The organism is Synechocystis salina LEGE 00031 (genome assembly GCF_015207985.1).
GTDB lineage: Bacteria > Cyanobacteriota > Cyanobacteriia > Cyanobacteriales > Microcystaceae > Synechocystis > Synechocystis salina.
On the sequence record NZ_JADEVV010000001.1, the window covers coordinates 1 to 23267 of the forward strand.

Sequence of the window (23267 nt, forward strand, 5' to 3'; positions counted from 1 at the left end):
GGCTGGGCGGGATTTGCAACCGGCAGAATGTCTGACCTTAATTAGTGAACCCACCGGTTGGTTGGATTCTGGCGATCGCCAATTGCGCCAGTATTTTTTAGCCCAAGCCAGTCAATGTCTACAACGGGCAGAGGCCTTAAGTAAACAAATTCCGTCCCAGGGTAACTTAAGAGAACTAAAGCCCCATTTTCCCGATTTGGAAATAGCTCTGGCGTGGCTCCACCGTCGGGGTCGTTTAGAGTGGTTAGACCCGTTTAATTACCGCATTGCCCCTGGTGATAATCAAACTAATCCCCTAGGGGAATTGAAAAGTCAGTACCACCTGATGACCCAATACTTAACCAGTTCCCGTTGTCGCTGGCAAACGATTTTGGCCGCCTTTGGGGATAACTCTTTGGGGGCCAGACAACCCTGTGGCACCTGCGACAATTGTCTGGCTAAACGTCAGTGATTTTCGGGAGCCTAGGGGATGATTTAGATATAAAATTCAATACTGATTCCGGTAATATGAGGCGAATGTGGTCTTACTTTACTGACCATCGACATCTTTATATAGTTTGCAAACAGCCTTAAATTTAGGCGTTTATTTATCTTTTTTTCGTTGCACCATGGTTAATCAGCCCCTTGTAAGCATCATTATTCCCGCCTATAGGGCTGAAAACACCATTGCCTTTACTGTCCGCAGTGTGTTGGCCCAGACCTATGACCATTGGCAGGTGGCGATTGGTGTGGATGACCAGGTAGATTACCTGCAACTGTTAGCGGAACAGGGCATCAATGACCCCAGGTTGAAGCAAATTTTTACCGGCGGCATTGGCAGTGGGGAGGCGATCGCCAGAAATACGGCGGTGAGTATTTGTGATGGAGAGATTCTGGCCAACTTGGATGCGGACGATGCCTTTGCACCCGATCGCCTGGAAAAGTTAGTCCCCCTAGCGGAAAAGTATGGCGTGGCGATCGACAACACTGGGGTTTATAACAGTGAATTGGTGTTGTATAAGCAACCCTTTCCCCAACGGCAAGAACTGAGCTTTGCCACGGCGGCGGATATTCTTAGTCCCCGCATTCCCTTTTTTCCAGTTTTTCAACGGCAATTTTTAGGAACTGGCTGGACGAAAGTGCCCTTTGCGGCGGATGTACTTTTTAATTTAGAGCTATTGAGTCGCACGGAAAAAGTAGCGATTCATCCCGACCCCCTCTACCGTTACTACAAACGAGACAATTCCATTACCCAATCTGCCAATGCCTTTGAGACAGCGGAAAAGGCCTATCTGACTATTTTGTCCTTGCTAGACGAAGGTGCTTTGACTTTAACCGACACAATTCGTCAGGCGGCCCACCAAGAATTTAGTGAAAATTTAGCTTTGAATAAAGTTTTTCGTCGTTACATGAAAGAAGGTCGTTGCCAAAATCTAGAACAATTTTTAGATATGACCAACAATGGGCAACAAATTGAGTTTGCGGCTCACCCTAACTAAGTCTATTGCTCCATGGCGATCGCCCTATTTTTCTTGTAGTTAATTAGCAGTGAGAAAATTTGTCCCAGTCTATTGCCGCCCAATCTGGTTATACTCTGCCCGTATTTGCCTGTGCCTCGGCGATCGCCGCTGTGGAAACCTTGCTCACTGGTAACTGTCCAGATGTGGTGGCGTTGGAACTGTTGGAACCGGCCATAACAGCGGAAATCACCATTGAACAGGGAGCCTTGCTGGGCCAGCACAGAGCTTTGGCCATCAGCCGCAGTGAACCAGGGAATAACTTGGATTTAACGCGCCATACCCCTGTTTGGGCGGAAGTGGAATTTACCCCAGGGGAAGGAAAATTGATTATTCAAGGGGGAGAAGGCATTGGCAAACAGCTTGACAGGGACGGCCAAGCGGCCATTTACAGCTATGCCCAACGGCTGTTACATCACCATTTGCAACCCCGTATTAATGAAGATCAGAATCTCACAGTTACCCTAATTTTGCCCCTTGGTCGAACCTTAGCCACCCGCACATCCAATGCAGCTTTTGGGGTGGTGGAAGGTTTATCTTTGTTAGGCACCAGCGGCATTGCCCAACCCCTCAGTGCTCCGGATCAACTGGCGGAGTTTCAGCGGCATTTGACTAGCTTGGCCCAGCAACATCAATGTTTAGTATTTTGCTTGGGGGAAAATGGTTTAGATTTGGCCCGGCAGTGGGGAGTACCCTTAGACCAAATGGTAAAAACAGCCAATTGGTTAGGCTCCCTTTTGGTGTCGGCGGCGGCGGTGGGGGTGCAGGAAATCTTGCTCTTGGGTTACCACGGTAAATTGATCAAACTAGCCGGGGGCATTTTCCACACCCATCACCATTTAGCCGATGGCCGTTTGGAAATTCTCACTGCCCAAGCTGTACAAGCCGGTTTACCCTATCCTTTGGTACAGGAACTTGGCCAAGCACCCACCACCGAGGCAGGGTTAAAGCTGTTACGACAGTGGCAAACGGAGCAAAATTATCCTTGGGTTGGCAAAATCTACCAGGCTATGGCGGGTACCATTGATCGCCGTTCGGAGGAATATGTTTATAAGGTCAGTCAACATCGTTTAAAAGTGGGCAGTTTACTGTTCGATGGCGATCGCCTACCGGTGGCCATTAGTGTCCAGGGCCAAGCCATGGCCGATAAATTGGGGTTGACTATGCCAGAAACTTACCGGCCTGCCTAAACAAAACGCCACAATTTCGGTGAGGCACAGCCTAGGGGATAATAGGACAGTTGCCATTTGGAGGGAGACAGTAGACCATGCGCATTTTAATTATGGGGGGAACCCGTTTCATCGGTATCCATCTCTGCCGGGTGCTGGTGGCCCAAGGTCATGAAGTGGTGCTGTTTAATCGGGGTAATCGCCCTGACCCCGTCAATGGCTTGGCCCAAATCCATGGCGATCGCCGGGTCCCGGAGCAGTTGCGAGAAAAACTGGAAAAGGAAGAATTTGACGTAATTTTTGACAACAACGGTCGGGAGTTGAGCGACACCCAGCCCCTGGTGGATTTATACAATGGTCGGGTCAAACAATTTGTTTACATGAGCTCCGCCGGTGTGTATCAAGCTTCTTCCCAAATGCCCCACCGGGAGACCGATGCGGTGGATCCCCAAAGTCGTCATAAGGGAAAATTTGAAACGGAACGTTATCTGGCCCAGAGCGGCATTCCCTGGACTGCTATCCGCCCCACCTATATTTATGGCCCCCACAACTACAATGCCCTCGAATCCTGGTTTTTTGACCGTTTAGTGCGGGGTCGAGCCATTCCCATCCCCGGCAATGGTCAATACATCACCCAACTAGGCCATGTGGAAGATTTGGCGATCGCCATGGCCAAAACCATCGTTACCCCAGCGGCGATCGGACAAATTTATAACATCTCCGGCGATCGGTACGTCACCATGGATGGCTTGGCCCAAGCCTGTGCCAGTGCGGCGGGCCTTGACCCCCAGGGAGTTAAATTAGTCCACTATGACCCCAAGGATTTTGACTTTGGTAAACGCAAAGCCTTCCCGTTACGCCAACAACACTTTTTTGCTGATATTCAAAAAGCCCAAGACCATTTAGATTGGCATCCCAATTATGATTTAGTAGAAGGCTTAAAAAATAGCTTTCAACTGGATTATCTACCGTCCGGTAAGGGGGAAGAAAAAGGAGATTTTGACTTAGATGAACAAATCCTAGCTTTTAGTTAACTTACAGCGGTACGGGTATCTGAGCGACACGGCAAAACTCTTACAGAATGGAAGGGGTTGAGACTGCTTAATGTTTATCAGTCTGATTCGGAATTTGCTGTAGTTTACTAAATGCCAATGTTTGCAGCATTTTAATTGGTTAACTGTTACTGAACATCAAGGAGGAAAATAGTGGCCACCACTGCCAATGAAGTTTGGACCTTACTGGGGCAGTTAATTGAGTCCCAAAAAGAAACCGATCGCCGTATGCAAGAGACTGATCGTCAAATCAAAGAACTAGGTAAACAAATTGGGGGATTAGGAAAAAAATTTGGTAGTTTTACCGAAGGTTTAGCTCTGCCTTCCATGGAGCGCATTCTGCAAGAGCGTTTTGGCATGGAGGTCATTAGTCCCAGTGTCAGAGCCAGCAAAGGAGGGCAACATTTAGAAATTGACGTTCTAGCCTATGCCAATAGTGACATTAATACTGCTTACGTGGTGGAAGTCAAAAGCCATCCCAGGGAAGAATCCATTACCCAACTAAAAAATTTGCTCCAGAAGTTTCGTATCTTCTTTCCTGAGCATAAAGATAAAAAATTATATGGCATTCTAGCGGCAGTAGATTGGTCAGAAGATTTAAAGCAACAGGCATTACGGGAGGGTTTATATGTGGCCCGCATTCACGACGGGGTGTTTGAATTGGCCGAGACTCCGGCCGATTTTCGGCCTAAGCTTTGGTGATGATTCACCTAATCAAATGGGAGTTTTGGGCGTTGTTTAAGTAATTCTAGGTAGCCCGATCATTTTCTACTTTCTCAATCTCAATTTATTTAAACTTACTAATTTTTATGATTGCTCTCCGCATCGGCAACGGCTACGATATCCACCGCCTCGTAGGCGATCGCCCCTTGATTTTGGGGGGGGTTACCATTGCCCACCATTTGGGGCTAGATGGCCACAGCGATGCCGACGTGTTGACCCATGCCTTAATGGATGCCCTGCTAGGAGCGTTGAGTTTGGGGGACATTGGCCACTACTTTCCCCCCAGCGATGCCCAGTGGCGGGGGGCCGACAGCCTCAAACTTTTGGCCCAGGTTAATCAACTCATCATTGAACGGGGTTGGCGCATTAATAATCTGGATAACGTGATTGTGGCAGAACAACCCAAACTTAAACCCCACATCCAGGCCATGAAGGAGAATCTCGCTAAAGTTTTAGCCATTGATCCAGACTTGATTGGTATTAAAGCCACCACCAATGAGCGTTTGGGTCCCACGGGCAGGGAGGAAGGCATTGCCGCCTACAGCGTGGCCCTATTGGTTAAAGAGGGCTAAACACTGGACCATAGGGCAGGACATTCTTGCCCTATCCATGCCGCTGGTAAAGGTTGTTACGGTTTGCCTGTTGCAAAATGTGAGAAGAGCAGTTTAACCTGCCCTGTGAATTTTGACCGCATTTTTGCTTGGCCGCTGACCAGTTTAAAAGTCTTTATGAATCTTGCCCTGCCTAGCCAGTATCAATTTTTGCCCCGTTTTTTTCGCCTAGCTACCATTGCCGTCCTTTCCAATATGATGGTGCCCCTAGCTGGGTTAGTGGACACGGCTTTTTTGGGCCATCTGGAAGACATTGATTATTTAGCGGGGGTGATCCTAGGCTCAATTTTGTTTGATTACCTCTACCGGGTCTTAAAGTTTTTACGCACCAGCACCACTGCCCTCACAGCCCAAGCCGTAGGAGAAGAAGACCAAGCGGAAGTATGGGTGGCGGGATTGAGAAGTGCCTTCGTAGCCCTGTTGTTGGGACTGGGGATTTTAGCCCTGCAATATCCCTTGCAAAAATTCGGTTTTGCCCTGTTAACGGGGGCTCCGGGGGTAGAACAATCGGGCATGGATTATTTTTACGGCCGCATTTGGGGGGCTCCGGCGGTATTGCTCAATTTTGTGATCCTAGGCTGGCTCTTAGGTCAGGAGCGCAACGGCTTAGTTTTGCTCATTTCCCTGGTCGCCAATTTTTCCAACGTTGGCTTGGACTATCTCATGATCAACCGTTGGGGCTGGGCCAGTGCGGGAGCGGGTTGGGCCACTGCTAGTAGTCAGTATTTAGCTCTGGCATTGGGTTTGATCTGCATTGTCGCCTTAGCCAAGAAAGGGAAAGCTAAGGGAGAGTTTAAAGCGGCGATCGCCAAATTATCGGACTGGGGAGCATTACGGTCTACCATCGCCCTGAAAGGAAATATTTTGATCCGCTTTGTGGTCTTGATCACCACCTATTCTTTGTTTACCAATATCAGTTCCAGCTTTGGCACGGAAGTTTTGGCCCAAAATGGTCTGCTGTTGCAAATTGCCCTGCTCAGCCAATTCACCATCCAGGGGGTGGGTATGACCAGTCAAACCCTCACTGGTAATTTCAAGAGTAAAGGGGACTATCAATTATTATTGCCGGTTTTACTCACTGCCATTAGCACCACCTTAGTTATGGCCCTGGGATTTGCCGCCGTGGCGATCGCCTTCCCTGAAACCCTATTTGGACTCTTAACGAACCACGCCGAAATCAACGACAGCGTCCGTCAATACACCATCTGGCTGATTCCGCTGTTGGAGAGCACCGCCCTGGCCTTTATGCTGGAAGGCTATTTCATCGGCCTTAAAGCTTCCCAACCCCTGAGGAACGGAGTACTGTTTGCCTTCTGCCTGATCTATCTGCCCTGCCTTGGACTAGCCATTTGGCAACAGAGCAACAACCTACTCTGGTTTTCCCTTGTTTCCTACATGCTGGGGCTAGTTATTTATCTGGGCTGGCAATTGATTACCCGATTTTCACCGCAGATTTTAGCCTTGGAAGCCAAACAGCCTAGCTAGGTTTGTCGGAGGACTGGGAACCATGGTGGCCATGGAAGCGAATACCAAGGAAAACGTCATAGAGGAAGCTCCAGAAATTTTTTCCTTCCAGCAAGCCTAGGGACTGGTCACAGCCCTTCTCGTCCAAAATGGGCTTGGTGATGTGATAGGTATTTTGGTAGTGGTACCAAGGAATAGAAGGCCACAGGTGGTGGATGAGGTGGTAATTTTGCCCGAAAATAAGCCAATTCAAAATGGGACTAGGATAAACCCGGGCATTCTTCCAGCGGTTCCTTTCCTGAAAAGGCCGGTGGGGTAAGTAATCAAAAAATAGCCCCAGGGCAATGCCGACGATCAAAGCCGGCACAAACCAGTAGTTCATCACAAAGCCGATAAAACCGTAATGAATGCCGAGAAAAACAATGGTGAACAATACCAGCCGACTTAAAAACCACTCCAGCAACTCATACTTACGCCACAACTGTCGCTTAAAGAAAAAGATCTCATGGTAGAAGAATCGGGCCGCAATCAGAAACAGGGGGCCACCGGTGGAAACAAAATGGTCCGGGTCGTTCTCTGGATCATTGACGTTGGCATGGTGTTGGAGATGCACCCGGGTAAAGACGGGAAAGGCAAAGCCCAACATTAGGGCACTACCGTGGCCGAGCACCGCATTAACAATGGTGTTACGGTGAGCTGCATTGTGGGATGCATCGTGGATTACGGTGCCCGACAGGTGTAACGCCAGCACTGAACAACAAAAGCAAAGCCAGTGGGGCAGTCCCCATTGCCAGTAGCCAAAAATGTTAGCAAGCATTAAGAGGATGGCTATCCCAAACATGGCTACGTTGGGATTGAAGCCGCCGTCCGCCTGTAAAAATTTCTTTGGGACAGCTTGGGAAACGGTTTGCAGCGGTTGGGTCGCCTGCATTACTATGACGGACTCCTGGCACACGAAATGGGACGCACTTCTGGTCAGTTTATAGCAAAAATGCTGGGGAAAGGAAGACAGTCAAAGAAAAAGCACAGGACATCAAAGGGGCAGTCCCTGGGCCCCGACGCCATTGCCTGAGCACACTCGACACCTCCGATGTTACGCAAATGTAACGAAAAACATTGACCCTCTCAGAATTTAGGCAAAGCGCCCAAACCCAGCCCAGGCAAGCAATCCCTTGATTCACAAGAAGTTTATTTGGTCAATACCCTTGACAAAAATCTTAACAATACGTTACATTTATTTACATAAGGTTACAAAACAAAAACCTTAAACACCTAAACCAAAGGAGACCAATTTATGACTAGCCGCGGATTTCGCCTCGACCAAGACAACCGTCTCAACAACTTCGCCATTGAGCCCCCTGTTTATGTTGACAGCAGCGTTCAAGCCGGTTGGACTGAATATGCCGAAAAAATGAATGGTCGCTTTGCCATGATCGGCTTTGTTTCCCTACTAGCAATGGAAGTAATCACTGGCCACGGCATTGTGGGTTGGTTGCTCTCTCTCTAATTTGCCGAGTAGATAGCCAAGCAATTGATTGAACCAGGGCTTAGCCCCAGTTGATCGCCGAAGGAGTATCCTTCACCCCCTGGAAAATGAACAAGTAAGAGGTAAAACCATGAACGCCGACACCGATATTTATCAAAACAAAGATTTATTTGCCCCCGTTGTCTTCCGCAGAGACTTCAACGAATTTGCTCCCATCAACAGCAACCAGGCCTGGTCTTTATTTTTCACCGCCGGGCAGGAAGATAAGCAGTTGGGCAACAGCCCTGAATTGGGGCGCTTTTTCACCAATACCCTCTTAGCAATTGGGGCTGCCACTTTCATCTGGGGTTACTTCTTCAGTCGTTGGGCTGACTTTCTCTAGAAATAACTGTGGCTCACCGCCACTAGAGTCGCCCCATGGTACCGCCTGCCATAGCACCACTGACACCCCTGGTACCGGGTGTTATTTTTTTGGCAATATGGCGATATTTTGTCGGCAGAAGACGGGGGAAGTAAAAATGATGAAGGGAAAAATGGACACAGCCAGACATAAAATTTAAATTTTTTTAGCAAACACCTGTGATTCTAGAAACTCTTACGGTATCCTTACGTCAACTAGCCTATGTGAGGAGTCAGCCGTGTTGGGTAAATCCATGAATCAAGCCGTCAATACCAACTGGGCGATCGAGAGTGGCGGAGGCAAACTAGGTGCCCTGCCCCCGGAATCGTTAACCAATGTTGACCTGATTTTGCTCTGTCAGCAAAAGACCCGTCCCGATAGTACCGCTTTCAATGAGTTGCTGCGGCGTTACCAGTCCCATGTGGATAAAATTCTTTATCACTTGGCCCCCGACTGGCAAGACCGGGCCGACTTAGCTCAGGAGGTTTGGATCCGGGTTTACCGTAACATCCATCGCTTGAACGAACCAGTCAAGTTTAAGGGTTGGCTTAGCCGCATTGCCACTAACCTCTTCTACGACGAGTTACGCAAGCGCAAACGGGTTAGTCATCCCATCTCCCTGGACGCTCCCCGGCGCATGGATGACGGCGAAATTGATTGGGACATTGAATCTGATTACCCGAGTCCCGATGATACTTTATCCACCGCTGAATTTTATGAATGTTTACGTTCGGCAATCAAAGACCTACCCGAAGCTTTCCGCACCACTATTATTCTGCGGGAAATTGACGGTTTAGCCTACGAGGAGATTGCCGAAATCACAGGGGTCTCCCTCGGGACAGTTAAATCCCGCATTGCCCGGGCCCGGGCGAAGTTACAGACTTTTTTACAGCCCTATTTGGCGTCCTAAACCTATCCTAAACATTGAATCCTAACTTCCGCCACCAGCAATGGCTTTGATGATTGGTGTTAGTCCTGCCACCCTTGGTTCAGGGAGTGTCCAACTTTGTGAGGAGTGAATCGGCCAGAGTTAATAACAAACCGCTAATTCACTATTACTTGTCGGTGGAGATTCCCCCGAAGAGGTTTACTATGAATTCAAAATTTGACTTTGATTACCCACGGCAGCCTTGGGATGGAGCTGAACCTGGGAATGAGGATTTATTGTTTGATGAAAAATTCGAGCTGTTGAGTGCTTACATTGACGGGGAGGTGAGCCCCCAGGAGAGAAAACAGGTACAAGGCTGGATTGATAGTGACCCGGAGTTTAAGCAGACTTACTTGGGCTTGATTCGTTTGCAGAATGCTTTACCCCAGGTGCCGGTGCCGCCGGCCATTGACACTGACGCCTTGGCCCAGAAGGTGTTTGCCAGGCTGGAGCAAGAAAATCGTTGGCGGGGTATTTGGTTCTGGGGCAGTGTGACCGCTGCTGCTGTGGTGGTGGCCGCCTACTCTAGTATCCTGGGTAAACCCTTGGATCCTTCCCTGAATCAGGCGAATTTGGACCCGGCGATCGTGGCCATGGATGAAGATCCTTTGATGATTGCAATCCACGAGCCGATGTTTGAAGTGTTAACCAAAGTGGACCCTGGCCATGGGACCCAAAATGAGGGAGCGGAACAAGGGGTGGACTAATCTGATTGTTGCTTTGCCCCTGGATGACTAATTTGGTTGCATTAAATCTGTTTTTTAATTTGCTCGGTAGTGCTCTATTGCTTTCTCTACCATGGCTCCTGTTGGGGATTATTGTTTCTAGTACTTTCCTAATTTGGACCGATGAGCAAAAGTGGGTGGCTAATTTTCCCCGCAATCGTTTGCTCAGTAGTTTGGTCGGAAGCGCCCTTGGTTTTCTGCTACCTCTGGGGGCCTTTGGCAGTGTGCCTTTAGTAAGGCGGTTGCTTTTACAGGGAGCCCCTATTCCTTTAGCTATCAGTTTTTTAGTGGCGGCGCCCACTTTAAATATCTTTGCCATTGTTAGGGTTTTGTCTTCCCGTCAATCCCAGTATGGTCTCATCTTTCTTTGCATTTCTTTCAGTTGGTTGATGGCGATCGTGATGGGGTTGGTGTTTAGTCCCTATCGACTGGCCCGTCAACAGGCGGAGGAGGAGGGGGAAACGGCCCTGCTAAACATTCCCCTATTACGGTCGGGGGCTTTAATTATGCTCCAGTCTTCCATGGAGGCGTCCCCAAGGCAGGGAGGACTAGTTTTTGCCAGTGGAGTTAATCCCGTAGCGGACTTTTCCTGGCGGCAAAAGTTACATCTTTTCGGCCGTAACATTATCGAAGAATTTCAGGAATTCGGCGGGGTTTTGATTATCGGCACGGCGATCGCCTGTGGCATTGTCTTTTTCCTTCCCCAGGCATGGCTACTGCAATGGGCTGGACTGGGGCCGGTGCGGCAAACGGTACTAATGATGGGTTGGTCGCTGATTTTACCCCTGGGAAACTTTACTAATCCAGATTTATTAGTACCCCTAGGGGAACAACTCTGGCGGGGGTCCATGGTTGCTTTTTTGCTTTGGGGGAGCCTGTTCAATTTACAGACCATTGGGCTCTGGTTAGTGACCTTAAGACTGCGCCCCCTGAGCTATTTAGTGTTCTTGGTAGGTTTATCGGTCTTTCTTTTTGCCATGGTGACCAATTACTACTTAAGTTAAGCTCAGTTAGGAAAAAAATTTGTCCCTTGATGGTGCTTAATTGGGGGGATTGCCATGATATTATTACAGGTAACGCGGATGTGGCGGAATTGGTATACGCGCACGTTTGAGGGGCGTGTGGCTTTGCCTTGCGAGTTCGAGTCTCGCCATCCGCATTTTACCAATGACTGAAGTGCAACAGAAAATGCCCCGCCTTTCACAAGATTGGTGGGGTTTTCCGTCAGATTATTAAATTCACAAACAAAACACCCGAGTTTCCCGGCTGGTTAATGCTAGGCAGAAACTAGATCCCCTAGCCACTGTAATTGTTGGGGTAAACAAATAGTCTGTAGGTCATATTTAGCCTGGACTAGGCGGCGGGCATTAGTTCCCAATCTTTGTCTTTCCTCTTTGTCCCCTAATAACTGACAGATGGTTGTGGCTATGGCTGAGTAGTCGAAAAAGTCCACCAACCGGCCTGTTTCACCATCGGTGATTACCTCCCGCACCGGGGCCGTGTTACTTGCGACAATGGCACAGCCAGAGGCCATGGACTCCAATAAACTCCAGGACAGCACAAAGGGATAACTCAGGTAAACGTGGACCGTGGAGATTTGTAGCAGACTGATGAAATATTGGTAGGGAATGGTGCCGAGGAAATAAAGACGACTCAACTGTTGCGGCGTCAGTTTACCCTTGACTTCCTCAAAAAAAATGTCTCGCCAAGGGCGATCGCCAGGGGGCTTGGCACCATAGCTAACTCCATTGCCGCCCACAATTAAAACCTTGGCATCGGGACGATTAGTGAGAATTGCCGGCAGGGAGCGCATAAAACTGTGGTAGCCCCGGTAGGGTTCCAAGTTGCGATTGACGAAAGTGATAATCTCGTCATTGCGGTTGAGGTTAATTTGATTGTTGAAAGTTAGGCTGGCATCGTTGTTGGGGCGTAGAACATTAGTGTCAATGCCATCGTGGATAACTGTCAGCTTAGAACGGAAAGGTTCTGGAAATGAATCTGCTTGCCATTGGGTGGGGGCCAGTCCACCATCGGCAATGTCAAAATGAAGGTAATGGTTTAGGTTTTTCCAGCGAATGCGACAAACTTCGGTCTCGTCCGCGCTGGCAAATTCCGGGTCAAAGGTAGTGTCATACCCGGACGCATGGTAGAAAAATTCGCAGTAAATACCTAGCTTGGTTTGGGGCCACACATCTTTGATCAGTAAACTTTCCCCCCAGCCGGGGTTAGCAATGACAACATCGGGATTGAAACCCTGTTCTTTTAACTGACGGGCCTGATGAAAAACGGATTCTGCCCGGATAGTTTTGGTCTCAAAGTCCACCAGCCAAGGATGAATGTTTGGGGTACTACCTCGATTAGGAAAATAGTTGACTAACTTTACCCCTTGCCAATGGGGGGGCGTGTTTTTTTGCATGATCAGGGCCACCACCTGATGCCCCTGTTGCACTAAAGCAGGAGCCAGATGTTTGAATTGCCCCGGAAAATTTTGGTGAAGAAAAAGAACGTTCATTATTTTTTTCTGGCCGCAGAATCGCTCTCCTCTAGGTCTACATCCACCACTTCACTGCTATCCACATCCTGGGTCTGTAACTCTTCTTTGAAGCCCCGCAGGGTTTTGCCCAGTGCTCCTCCCAATTCCGGAATTCTCTTGGGACCAAAAATGATGATTACTACCCCTAAAATCAGCAGAATTTCTGGCCAACCTAATCCAAACATTTTTTGCTCCTGGAGGGTCACAACGTCCTCCCATCATACTCTGAAGGTTTACCCAAATTGAGTTTTCGGCAGCTTGGTTGTTCTCCTTTAGGGCTATGGTTTCGGAGAATTCCGGCATCGGCTAAATTACTGCCCGGTTTGCAATTTGTGCACCAATTGATGGAAGGGATCCCAATCATCGTCTTCGGCGATCGCCTGCCAGATGGTTTCAATGCGGGGACGCAGTAGGTCCGTGAGGGGGTTGGCTTGCTCGAGCACTGTGGGTACTGTCGCCAAGGATTCCGGGGACAGTTGCTGCAACACCTGCTGATATATGGACCGCCAGGCAGACCAGTCTGCGCCGAGTAAATTGACATTTTCCAAAATCAAATCGGCCTTATCCTGCCAACTAGGGCTGAAATTAAGCCGCAATTGGGCAAAGAAGTCCGGGTAGCTCCATTGGCTTTGGGCTAAACATTGCAGGGTTTGACCGACTAATTTTTCCCGTAACCCTAGATCCAGGCGATCGCCAAGGGTGGGGGAAATACCAAGGCGACGGGCCATCAAGGTGATGTAATGGCTTAAATAAATCCTTTCATAGTCTTCCAATACCTCAGTCATGGCTTTGCTGGGAATAACAGAACCCAAGGCCGCTTGCAAACGTTCTAAATTCCAACGGCAGATAGCCGGTTGATTACCAAAACGGTAGCGACCACCATAGTCAAAATAGGCAGCAATGAAATTTAAATCGTAGGTGGGCAAAAAACCGTAGGGGCCGTAATCAAAACTTTCCCCAGTAATGGACATGTTGTCTGTGTTTAATACTCCATGGCAAAAGCCCGCCGCCATCCATTGGGCTACTAACTTGGCCACCCGTTCTACCAAAGCTTGGAAAAAGGCAATATGGGCTGAACCCTCGGGGCTGGGAGCAGAAATTTCTGGGTAATAGGTCTGGATAACATGATCCAGTAATTGCCGAATCTGTTCTGGTTGGTGATGGTAATGGAGTCGCTCAAAGGTGCCAAAGCGGATATGGGAGCGGCTAAAGCGGATCATTACTGAAGCTCGGGTAGGGGAAGGCTCATCCCCCCGCCAGAGGGCATCCCCGGTTTCCACCAAACTTAAACAACGGGAAGTATTGACTCCCAAACGGTGTAGGGCTTCGGCGGCTAACACTTCCCTTACCCCGCCTTTGAGGGTTAAACGGCCGTCACCACCCCTGGAGTAGGGAGTCTGGCCAGAGCCTTTGGTGCCAAAATCGAATAACTCCCCGTTTACTCCCCGCACCTGGCCATAGAGGAAACCTCGACCGTCGCCCAAATTAGGGTTATATTCACCAAATTGGTAACCGTGGTAGCGCAGAGCTAAAAATGGTCTTACCCCATGGAACAAACCGAAAGCTTCAACAAAATCATCGTCCCTAACCTGACTCGGTTCTAGGCCGACCATGGGTAACAGGCGATCGTTGCGGAATCTCAGTTTATGCTCAAGAAAGGTGGCCGCCGGCACTGCATCAAAAAATTCATTGCCTAAGGATTCTACGGCTGGTTCGTAGGTTAAATTTAAAAACGGATTAGTCACAATTGTTGGGCAAAGCAGTAAAGGTGTAGCTAGATAAGCCAGGGAAATCGATGGTATTATCCCTATGCCGCCGTCAATTTTGCTAGATTTTTGTAGTAACTTTAGCTAAATTCTGGCTGGCCACCACGGTATTTCTTGGAAAATAGCAATGACCTTAGCAAAACGGATTTTGCCCTGTTTAGATGTTAATGCAGGGCGGGTGGTCAAGGGCATCAATTTTGTTGATCTCCAGGATGCGGGGGATCCGGTGGAGTTAGCCCGGGCCTATAACGAGGCGGGGGCGGACGAATTGGTGTTTTTAGACATTACTGCCACCCATGAGCAACGGGACACCATCATTGATGTGGTCTATCGCACGGCTGAAGAGGTCTTCATCCCCCTCACGGTGGGGGGTGGCATTTCCACACTGGAACATATTAAAAATTTGCTCCGGGCCGGGGCGGATAAGGTGAGTGTCAATTCTTCCGCTGTGCGGGATCCGGATTTTATCAGTCGGGCCAGTGATCGTTTTGGACGGCAATGTATTGTGGTGGCGATCGATGCCCGTCGTCGGCTAAATGCGGATAATCCTGGTTGGGATGTGTATGTGCGGGGGGGCCGAGAAAATACGGGTTTAGATGCGATCGCCTGGGCGGAAGAAGTGGCCCAACGGGGAGCGGGGGAATTGCTGGTCACTAGCATGGACGGGGATGGCACCCAAGCGGGTTACGATCTGGCCCTCACAGCGGCGATCGCCGAACGGGTGGAAATTCCGGTGATTGCTTCCGGGGGGGCGGGCAATTGTCAGCACGTGTATGAAGCGTTTACGGAGGGTAAGGCTGAAGCGGCCCTGTTGGCTTCCCTGTTGCACTATGGCCAACTAACCATTGGGGAGTTGAAAGCCTTTTTACAAGCGAGACAAATTCCAGTCAGGCACGCTGCAGTCCTTGGCCAAGGGGACAACTAGGAAGAGATTTTTTGCTAAATCCCTTCAATCCTGGTGATGATGGGCTAAAAGCAATTCTTCTGCCAACAACTGTTGGTAAAGTTCCGGCAGACGCTTCGTCATAACGTTATCCTCAATGCCGTAGCCCAAACTAGTCCAAGTGGGGGAAAGATGGCGCAAAACCTGGTCTAGATGGCCAGCCCGTAATTGGGCCCCAATATCTAATCCCCAGGCTTTGGTATCGGCGAGCCAACGGTAAAGCACTTGGTCCTGGTACTCCGGCTCAAAGCTGTAATTTTTCCAGAGCAAAAATTTCTGGGGCTGGGGATGATATTTACCCGCTTTTTCGGCCCAGGTGGTGTTCAAAAACTGGTAACGCCCAGAGGCAGTACTGCAATTGCCCCGATTCGGCCCCATAAAAATTTTGACGCAACGGTTGGGATGTTCGCTCAAGTCCCGCACATGCTGTCCCCCATAGATGACGTTATAGGGCTGGGCTGTGTTGGCTTCACTGGCGCTGATCGTGCGCATTAGGGCCCGTAGATAGGGATCACCCCCTTCCATCACTAGGGGAGCAATTTCCACTGCAGTGGAAAAGGAAGGCAGTTTTAGCCTTGACCAGGGGGATTGCCACAGGGCAATGCCTCCCCAGCCCAATAAAACGGCGATCGCCAGGGTCCAGGGCCAGGGTGAAGCTAACCAAGGGCGATTTTTAACCAAGGAAAGGTCGGATGGGGACTGGGAATTGGGGTCAAGTAAAAATTCGCGGTCAATCATGGATGGGGGCCAGCGAAACCAGGGCGCTTTCCATCATAGGACTCCCACCAAGGCAAAATAAGTTTCCTTTTTCCACAGAAATTAATCCTCCAAGGCAATAGAGCCAAGGCATCCCCAGAAAAGCTCTAAAATAGTCAATAGGCCGGGGTTGTTTCGACCAATGGGCGGCCTGTGGCCACCGTGGTCCATTCCCTGCCAACTTCTCTAAGTTTAACTTTTTCCTTTTCTGCACCTTGAACGTTTCTGTCCCCCATGTCCCGTCCGATTTACCGATGTTCGATGCCATTGATGCGGCCCTAGCTGATATTAAAGCGGGCAAGGCCGTGGTGGTGGTGGACGACGAAAATCGCGAAAATGAAGGGGATCTAATTTGTGCGGCCCAATTTGCCACCCCTTCTCTGGTTAACTTTATGGCTGTGGAAGCCCGGGGATTGATCTGCTTGGCCATGACTGGCGATCGCCTGGACGAATTAGATTTACCTTTGATGGTCAGTAAAAACACTGACAGCAACCAAACAGCCTTCACTGTCAGCATTGATGCAGCTCCCCATCTAGGTGTAACCACGGGTATTTCCGCCGAAGACCGGGCCCGGACGATCCAAATTGCCATTAATCCCGTCACTCGCCCGGAAGATCTTTCTCGCCCTGGTCACATTTTCCCTCTGCGGGCCAAAACTGGGGGGGTGCTCAAACGGGCTGGCCACACGGAGGCCGCAGTGGACCTATCCCGCCTAGCAGGGCTCTATCCAGCGGGGGTAATTTGCGAAATTCAAAATGCCGACGGTTCCATGGCCCGGTTACCGGAATTGGTGGAGTATGCCCGCAAATATGACCTCAAACTGATCAGCATTGCTGATTTAATCAGTTACCGCCTCCAGCACGACCGCTTTGTGCAACGGGAGACCATCTGCCAATTTCCTAGCCAGTTTGGGGAGTTTAAGCTCTATGCCTACCGCAATTTATTAGACCAAACAGAGCACATTGCCATTGTGAAGGGCGATCCCGCGGCCTTTGGTCAACAGCCGGTAATGGTGCGAATGCACTCAGAATGCTTAACAGGGGATGCCCTGGGTTCCCTCCGCTGTGACTGTCGCATGCAACTCCAAGCGGCCCTCAAAATGCTGGAAAACCATGGTTTGGGGGTGGTGGTTTATCTCCGCCAGGAAGGTCGGGGCATTGGTTTGGTCAATAAGCTCAAGGCCTATTCCCTCCAGGATTTGGGCTATGACACCGTGGAAGCCAACGAACGGCTGGGTTTTCCCGCAGATCTGCGGGATTACGGCATGGGGGCGCAAATGCTCAACGATTTGGGGGTCAAACAAATCCGCTTGATCACCAACAATCCCCGGAAAATCGCCGGACTAAAAGGCTATGGGTTGGAAATTGTCGAACGGGTACCCCTGCTAATTGAAGCCAACGACTATAATTCCCATTACCTGACCACCAAAGCGGAAAAATTAGGGCACTGGTTAGTCAAAACCTATCTACTGGCGATCGCCGTTAAATTTGCCCCCAATTTAGCTTCAGCCCAGCAACGGTACGAAAAATTGGAAAAAATCCGGGCCCTGTTGCAGGGAACCCCCCTGATGGTGCACGAAGACAACCGCCCCGTGGCGATCGCCCTATTCGGTAAAAACGGTCTAATTTTCCACGTCGGCCTAGACCAAAATTTACCGTCGGGCCAGCCCTGGCAAAAAAACTCCCATTCTCCCTACCCTGCTTTGGTGAAGAATTTCCTCGCCCAACTAAAAGAATGGCCGGACCTACAGGCCCTGGCCTTCCTGGTGGCCCAAGGGGAAGACCCCATGGAAACCCTGCAGGTCAGCCTGGACCGGGAAAATTTGGCTTTTGCCGACCTCACCCCCCATGCCCTAGAACAATGGCAGTGCCAAACAGTTTATACCTATGGCAAGGCTGCGGAGTAGGGATTGACAGGGACTCAAAGGCGGGCCAAAGCCTTGATTTTAGACTGCTTGTCAGGGGCTAAAAAAGTTAACTCCTCTGCCTGGACCAAACCTTCCTTTAAGAGTTGGGCAAAGACAAAAATAATCACCGACTGGCGATCGTCGTATTTCCCATCTATTTCGTGGCGTTTTGCACTTAAAAAATCGTGGAGCTTCCAAAGGTCATCGATCTTCGTAATCTGGGAAGCCTGGGCTTGCACCGTGGCCAACAACCCGTCTAATTCTCTTTCATAGGCCTTGCGAAAAAGGGCGTGGGCAGACTGGGTTTCAGCTTGGGACCAAGGTGCTTCAGCGGTTTGTAACATTAACTTATGATATTGATTTGTAATTATCATTACCATAATAAAAAAAGTGAGCTTGCTCTGCAACGAGAAGCCCACATTTATTAGTATTTTGGCTGATTATCCCTCCGCCCATGGTCTTCACCTATGGGAAAGAGAAAAAGCCCAGGGGAGTCATTCTAGCGAGCAAAATTGAGTAATTCTTTAGGGGAAGCCAGGAGATCGATCGCCACAAAGAAAATTTTCCCTTCGGGGTTGAGGAGGAAACGCCAGGCAATGTTCATGCCCACTTTGCCACCAAACCAAGGAGTTTGCACCTTACCGGTAACTTTAATTTGGGTGAAACCATCTTCTGCCGGTTCGGTAACGCCCTGTTCCGGGATCAATTTCAGGTTTTGGCACTCTTCCTGGAAAAAGCGGAGCACATTTTCTTTGCCAACAATGGGCCGTTGGAAGGGAGGTTGCAGAGCACCGTCGGGGGTAAATAGTTCGATTAAGGTGTCAAAATCATTGGCATTGAGGTTGTCCATGTAATTGAGGACAGTGGCATTGGTTACCCCTTCAATGGAAACTTTAGTGCGGCTAGCGGTGTCTTGGGGAGGAACCACAGGCTCAGCAATGCGTTTGGCATCTTGACCAGCAGTAAAGCCCATGTCCACCACCGCGTTCCGTAATACGGTAATCTGTTGACCGGATTCTAAGCCTTGGATGGTGGCCAGTACCGCATTGGCGTTGGCGGAGAGTTGGTAACCAGGGGGAATGGGGGCCACAAAACCCTGTTCCATCAATTCCCCTAAGCGATACCAAAAGCCTAATTTAATGTTGGGGGACCAACTGGCGTAGGTGCGGCACAGGGGAGTGTCAGCCCGGTTGGCCAGGTCACACATGGCCTGGGTTTGTTGGAGGGGGCTCATGGCTTGAATTTCCTTGAGGGCATTTTCTGCCAGTTGCATGCTGGCGGCCCCAGGGGCGGCAATGGTGAGAGTGTTACCCATTTCTAGGTAAGCAAACCAAATCAATGCCAACTGATCTTCGGCATTAAGTTGACTAAAACGAGCGATAGTAGCTGGAACAACGTCCGCAGCTAAGGTGTTAGGGAAAATACCCCGGGCAGAGTCAATGGTGAATGGCATAGGTTTTATACATGAATCAACTTTCCCCAGAATTTACCATGGTTTGGTGGGCCCCTTTGGGATCGGAAAACCGAATGGGAACCGAGATTTTTTCTAAAAGTTTGTCCTAGCTTGACAATAATAGGACAAAGAATATAGTGGCTGAATAATTATTGTGTAGGCTACCATTGGTTGGGGAAATTAAATGATGGCAGCAACGAATACAAATCAGATTGTTCTCTTACTTATTTCCCCTTAGTGGTAGCTGGTTGGGGCGGTGATCAATAATTGCTCGGTAATTACAACAATGATCACTGTCTAGGACTATATTTTCTTCAGGCTCGACTTTTTTCCCTTGTAACGCTCCTATGCTTTATCAATTGGTTGTTGATTCGCCCTCGTTTAAGAAGGTCATTCGCTTACAAAATTCTTGTTATTCTATTGGCCGCCATCCGAGCAACACCATTGTTATTCCTTCCCCCCAAATTTCCCGTCGCCACGCCACCCTAATCAAAAAAATTAATCCTAATTTAGACATTTCCTTCCACATCATTGATGGAGATTTAGAAGGTCATCGCAGTCGCAATGGAGTGTGGGTTAATGGTGAATCCCATTTAGATTATGAGTTAGTGCATGGGGACGTCATCGCCCTATCGGAAGATATTCAAATCTTCTATCAGGCCATCCCGACCGACCCCAAAGATACTGTCTCCGGCGGTGGCGATCGCCAGCGATTAACTCCGGATCTGTCGGAGCATTTTCCCCAGGAACAATGGGACATTACCCTGATCGGCCACGAGGATGATCTGTCCCAACTGAGCCACGAACAATTGTCTAAGCTAGCCGCTTGTATTGAATATAGTCCCTACCCCATGGTGGAGATTGATTACTTCGGTAACTTGACCTATTTGAACACCGCTACTAAGGAAAAATTCCCCTCCATTCGGGAAGATTCCATGACCCATCCCCTGCTCAGAGATGTTATTCCCCAGCGGGAAGATGCTCCCACTTACTATATCCGCACTAGAGAGGTACAAATAGGAGATAAGTTTTATGAGCAACATATTCACTACCCCGCCGAAAGTCAGTTTATTCGTAGTTATATTTTCGACATTACTGAGCGCAAAGTAATTGAACAATCGATCCATTACCAGGCCTTTTATGATCCCTTAACGGACTTACCCAACCGTTTTTTGTTCAAACAAGAATTGGGCAAAGTCTTAAGTAACGTTCAGAACCAAAGTAGTGTTTTAGGGCTAGTGCTTTTAGGTTTTCGGGAACTGCAATCTTTAAATGATTTACTGGGGCACAGCGTTGCCGATGAGGTACTCAAAATTATCACTGAGAGATTGTCCGCCCATGTGAGATTAGAAGACTTACTTTGTCGTTGGCGGGGAGATACCTTTATATTGTTAATTCAATCCTGCCGTAACCTGGACGAAATTGAAGTTTTTGTACGACGATTGTTGGCGGTATTGAAAAGACCATTTTTCATTGCGAATAATCCCCTTTACCTCCAGGGTTATGCGGGCATTGCCTGTTACCCCAACCATGGGGATAACGTGGAAACTTTGCTCAATCGAGTGGGAGTAGCATTAAACGAAGTCAAGGACATTGGTAGTAGGCAATACTGCTTCTATGAAGAGTCCATGAACAGTGACCATTTAGAAAGGATTCAACTGGAGCACGCCCTACATCAGGCCCTGGAAAAAGATGAATTCTTGCTTTATTACCAACCGATTATTGATGTGCAAGCCGGTCGCCTTTGTGGAGTGGAAGCTCTGATCCGTTGGCAACATCCGTTCCAGGGTTTAGTCCCCCCAGGTTTGTTCATTGGTTTGCTGGAAACCACTGGCTTAATTATTCCGGTGGGGGAATGGATTATGCGCACAGCTTTTCAACATTTTCACAATTGGGCTCCGGCGGTGGATGATGATTTTCGCATTGCCATTAATCTTTCTCCCCAACAGTTCCAAGCACCGGATTTATTGCCGACAATTTTACGCATTTTGGAAGAATCTTCCTTAGCTCCCCATCGCCTTGAGGTGGAGATTACCGAAAACATTGTCATGCAGAACGTCACTGCCACCCAAAATTTGCTCAATGCCCTGCAATCCCATGGTATACGGCTTTCCATGGATGATTTTGGCACTGGCTATTCTTCCCTTTCCTACCTCAAAACTTTTCCTTTCAATACCCTAAAGATTGATCGTTCTTTCACTAAGGATATTCTCCACACCCCCAAAGATGCCGCCATTATTCAAGCCATATTGCTGTTGGGCAATGGTTTTAACTTAAACATTATCGCTGAAGGTATAGAGGAGGAATCCCAAGCCCGTTGTCTCTACGATTTAGGCTGTCGAGAAATGCAGGGCTATTGGTTTAGTCACCCCCTTTCGGAAGCAGAAATAACGGCTTTTTTGGCGGAAGGTAATTTTCAAAGATTTTGCCTTGGTTAGGGAGCTTTTTCGACGAATTGGGTATAGCTAAGTTCGTTGATTGCATTCCAACCAAACATTTGAGTGCGGAATGTCTGCCATTGTTGATAAATTTCTTTAAATTGAGCATCTTTGCTGGCAAATTCTGCTAGTAAAGCTTGGGAAGTTTCTTGAGCTACCGTTAAAATTTCTGGAGAAAATGATTTGAGAATAGTTCCTCCGTCAAGTAATGTTTTGAGGGCCATGCTATTGAACGTTTCGTAGCGGGATAGCATCAATAAATTGGCGCTGCGAGCTGCTTCTTGAAAAATAGTTTGATATTCCAGGGGTAATTTTTCCCATTGGCTTTGGTTCACCAGTAGGTCCAAGGTGGGCCCTGGTTCCCACCAACCGGGATAGTAATAGTATTTGGCTGCCTTGTTTAATCCTAGTTTTTCGTCGTCGTAGGGCCCCACCCATTCCGCCGCGTCAATGGTGCCCCGGTCCAGGGCTAAAAATAGTTCTCCACCAGGGATTACCTGGACATTGACCCCCAGTTGGGCCATTACCTGCCCCCCCAGGCCGGGAATCCGCATTTTTAAGCCCCGCAAATCCGCTAGGGATTCCACCGGTTTCTTAAACCAGCCGGCCATTTGGGCTCCGGTGTTACCGGCAGGAAAGTTAATAATATTAAAATCGCTGTAAACCTTTTGCATCATTTCTAGCCCTCCTCCGGCATAGAGCCAGGCGTTTTGTTGTTGGGCAGTTAAACCAAAGGGCATTACGCAGGCAAAACCCAGGGCTGGATTTTTGCCAATGTAGTAATAACTGGCGGTGTGTCCACATTCAATGGTGCCGTTTTGCACTGCGTCAAGAACTTCTAACCCTGGCACAATTTCCCCGGCGGCGTAGGGGGTGATGCGAAATTTTCCCCCGGTCATGGCGGCGATCGCCTCACAGAAATCCTGGGCTCCCCCATAAAGGGTATCAAGGGATTTGGGCCAACTGGTGACCATGCGCCAGCGAATATTGGGTAGCTCTCCTCCGGTGGTGGCTTGATTATTGGAGGTGGTGGCCTTGCTACAGGCAACTAAACTGGCGGCGGTTCCAGCGGCGATCGCCGATTGGCTAAGGAGTTGACGGCGTTTCATAGGGGCAGGTCATGAAAGGGATGATTTAAGGGATTTTCCCACAGGTTTACGGCTATATTCGTCGATTACAGAAAATTTCTCTTTAGAATGTAATTGCCGGTAATTGTTAACAAGCCAAATGGCGATCGCCAGCTTAAAAGAAGCAACAGAGTTCTAATTAGAGGAATTTCTCCTATCATTATGATGCTCCCCATTGTCTGGACAAAAAAACCTAGGCTATTAATTGGAATTATTGGAACTAGAGGCGATCATTTTGAGAGCAACGAAGCCACCGTATAACGTTCTAATTCCTATGGAGTCTTAGTCAG

Annotated in this window: 23 protein-coding genes and 1 tRNA gene; 16 read left to right on the forward strand and 8 right to left on the reverse strand. The window is 48.9% G+C overall.

The features are described from left to right. The 7 genes from IQ217_RS00005 to gntT form a co-directional block, all read left to right on the forward strand. The coding region (locus tag IQ217_RS00005) for a RecQ family zinc-binding domain-containing protein (RefSeq protein ID WP_194018466.1) at nucleotides 1–451 on the forward strand (451 nt) is incomplete at its 5' end. Between the two features lie 157 nt (nucleotides 452–608). Next, nucleotides 609–1478, forward strand: coding sequence for a glycosyltransferase family 2 protein (locus tag IQ217_RS00010; RefSeq protein WP_194018467.1), 870 nt, complete (start codon nucleotides 609–611; stop codon nucleotides 1476–1478). Nucleotides 1479–1537: 59 nt separating this feature from the next. Then, complete coding sequence (gene cbiD / locus IQ217_RS00015; protein WP_194018468.1) at nucleotides 1538–2686, forward strand: cobalt-precorrin-5B (C(1))-methyltransferase CbiD; 1149 nt, start codon at nucleotides 1538–1540, stop codon at nucleotides 2684–2686. Nucleotides 2687–2763: 77 nt separating this feature from the next. Continuing rightward, nucleotides 2764–3699: an NAD-dependent epimerase/dehydratase family protein gene (locus IQ217_RS00020; RefSeq protein ID WP_194018469.1), complete on the forward strand. Its 936-nt coding sequence runs from the start codon at nucleotides 2764–2766 to the stop codon at nucleotides 3697–3699. 171 nt (nucleotides 3700–3870) lie between these two features. Next, complete coding sequence (locus IQ217_RS00025; protein WP_194018470.1) at nucleotides 3871–4419, forward strand: DUF3782 domain-containing protein; 549 nt, start codon at nucleotides 3871–3873, stop codon at nucleotides 4417–4419. Nucleotides 4420–4526: 107 nt separating this feature from the next. Then, a complete protein-coding gene (gene ispF, locus IQ217_RS00030; protein WP_194018471.1) occupies nucleotides 4527–5012 on the forward strand; it encodes a 2-C-methyl-D-erythritol 2,4-cyclodiphosphate synthase in 486 nt (161 codons plus the stop codon). A 156-nt stretch (nucleotides 5013–5168) separates the two neighbouring features. Further along, nucleotides 5169–6536 (forward strand): guanitoxin biosynthesis MATE family efflux transporter GntT, encoded by a 1368-nt coding sequence (gene gntT / locus IQ217_RS00035; protein ID WP_228023866.1) that lies wholly within the window; start codon nucleotides 5169–5171, stop codon nucleotides 6534–6536. Here gntT and crtR read toward each other — a convergent pair. Next, nucleotides 6529–7470, reverse strand: coding sequence for a beta-carotene hydroxylase (gene crtR / locus IQ217_RS00040; protein ID WP_338116517.1), 942 nt, complete (start codon nucleotides 7468–7470; stop codon nucleotides 6529–6531). The genes gntT and crtR overlap by 8 nt on opposite strands. Nucleotides 7471–7809: 339 nt before the next feature. On the opposite strand from crtR, the gene IQ217_RS00045 reads away from it, so the two are divergent. From IQ217_RS00045 to IQ217_RS00070, 6 genes are all read left to right on the forward strand, one after another. Further along, entirely contained in the window at nucleotides 7810–8022 is a 213-nt protein-coding gene (locus IQ217_RS00045; RefSeq protein WP_010872099.1) for a chlorophyll a/b-binding protein, read from the forward strand. Nucleotides 8023–8131: 109 nt separating this feature from the next. Continuing rightward, complete coding sequence (locus tag IQ217_RS00050) at nucleotides 8132–8383, forward strand: hypothetical protein (RefSeq protein ID WP_194018474.1); 252 nt, start codon at nucleotides 8132–8134, stop codon at nucleotides 8381–8383. Nucleotides 8384–8639: 256 nt separating this feature from the next. Beyond that, nucleotides 8640–9311, forward strand: coding sequence for a sigma-70 family RNA polymerase sigma factor (locus IQ217_RS00055; protein ID WP_338116516.1), 672 nt, complete (start codon nucleotides 8640–8642; stop codon nucleotides 9309–9311). A 182-nt stretch (nucleotides 9312–9493) separates the two neighbouring features. Beyond that, nucleotides 9494–10036, forward strand: coding sequence for an anti-sigma factor family protein (locus tag IQ217_RS00060; protein WP_228023865.1), 543 nt, complete (start codon nucleotides 9494–9496; stop codon nucleotides 10034–10036). A gap of 23 nt (nucleotides 10037–10059) precedes the next feature. Further along, nucleotides 10060–11058 carry a permease gene (locus tag IQ217_RS00065; protein WP_194018475.1) on the forward strand — a complete coding sequence of 333 codons (999 nt, stop codon included), beginning with the start codon at nucleotides 10060–10062 and terminating at the stop codon, nucleotides 11056–11058. A 74-nt stretch (nucleotides 11059–11132) separates the two neighbouring features. Then, nucleotides 11133–11213 (forward strand) — tRNA-Leu (locus IQ217_RS00070). Nucleotides 11214–11330: 117 nt separating this feature from the next. Here IQ217_RS00070 and IQ217_RS00075 read toward each other — a convergent pair. From IQ217_RS00075 to IQ217_RS00085, 3 genes are all read right to left on the reverse strand, one after another. Further along, on the reverse strand, nucleotides 11331–12566 hold the full coding sequence (locus tag IQ217_RS00075; RefSeq protein WP_194018476.1) for a glycosyltransferase family 4 protein: 1236 nt from the start codon (nucleotides 12564–12566) through the stop codon (nucleotides 11331–11333). Beyond that, a complete protein-coding gene (locus tag IQ217_RS00080) occupies nucleotides 12566–12772 on the reverse strand; it encodes a twin-arginine translocase TatA/TatE family subunit (protein ID WP_190598986.1) in 207 nt (68 codons plus the stop codon). Before IQ217_RS00080 ends, IQ217_RS00075 begins: the two co-directional genes overlap by 1 nt. A gap of 126 nt (nucleotides 12773–12898) precedes the next feature. After that, nucleotides 12899–14332 carry a protein adenylyltransferase SelO family protein gene (locus tag IQ217_RS00085; protein WP_194018477.1) on the reverse strand — a complete coding sequence of 478 codons (1434 nt, stop codon included), beginning with the start codon at nucleotides 14330–14332 and terminating at the stop codon, nucleotides 12899–12901. Between the two features lie 148 nt (nucleotides 14333–14480). Here IQ217_RS00085 and hisF point away from each other — a divergent pair, with 148 nt between their 5' ends. Continuing rightward, nucleotides 14481–15278, forward strand: a complete 798-nt coding sequence (gene hisF, locus IQ217_RS00090; protein ID WP_194018478.1) for an imidazole glycerol phosphate synthase subunit HisF — start codon at nucleotides 14481–14483, stop codon at nucleotides 15276–15278. Between the two features lie 24 nt (nucleotides 15279–15302). On the opposite strand, the gene IQ217_RS00095 is transcribed toward hisF, so the two are convergent. Beyond that, nucleotides 15303–16034, reverse strand: a complete 732-nt coding sequence (locus tag IQ217_RS00095) for a glycoside hydrolase family 24 protein (RefSeq protein WP_194018479.1) — start codon at nucleotides 16032–16034, stop codon at nucleotides 15303–15305. A 272-nt stretch (nucleotides 16035–16306) separates the two neighbouring features. Here IQ217_RS00095 and ribBA point away from each other — a divergent pair, with 272 nt between their 5' ends. Then, the gene (gene ribBA / locus IQ217_RS00100) at nucleotides 16307–17959 is read left to right on the forward strand and encodes a bifunctional 3,4-dihydroxy-2-butanone-4-phosphate synthase/GTP cyclohydrolase II (RefSeq protein ID WP_194018566.1); all 1653 of its coding nucleotides are present in this window, start codon (nucleotides 16307–16309) and stop codon (nucleotides 17957–17959) included. A 14-nt stretch (nucleotides 17960–17973) separates the two neighbouring features. Here ribBA and IQ217_RS00105 read toward each other — a convergent pair whose 3' ends face one another. Further along, entirely contained in the window at nucleotides 17974–18303 is a 330-nt protein-coding gene (locus IQ217_RS00105) for a fluorescence recovery protein (RefSeq protein ID WP_194018480.1), read from the reverse strand. Between the two features lie 155 nt (nucleotides 18304–18458). Continuing rightward, on the reverse strand, nucleotides 18459–19412 hold the full coding sequence (locus IQ217_RS00110) for an orange carotenoid-binding protein (RefSeq protein ID WP_194018481.1): 954 nt from the start codon (nucleotides 19410–19412) through the stop codon (nucleotides 18459–18461). Nucleotides 19413–19759: 347 nt separating this feature from the next. Here IQ217_RS00110 and IQ217_RS00115 point away from each other — a divergent pair, with 347 nt between their 5' ends. Beyond that, complete coding sequence (locus tag IQ217_RS00115) at nucleotides 19760–21850, forward strand: EAL domain-containing protein (RefSeq protein ID WP_194018482.1); 2091 nt, start codon at nucleotides 19760–19762, stop codon at nucleotides 21848–21850. Here the strand turns inward: IQ217_RS00115 and IQ217_RS00120 are convergent. Next, nucleotides 21847–22959, reverse strand: a complete 1113-nt coding sequence (locus tag IQ217_RS00120; RefSeq protein ID WP_194018483.1) for a TRAP transporter substrate-binding protein — start codon at nucleotides 22957–22959, stop codon at nucleotides 21847–21849. The two genes, IQ217_RS00115 and IQ217_RS00120, sit on opposite strands and share 4 nt — an antisense overlap. Nucleotides 22960–23267 lie beyond the last annotated feature (308 nt).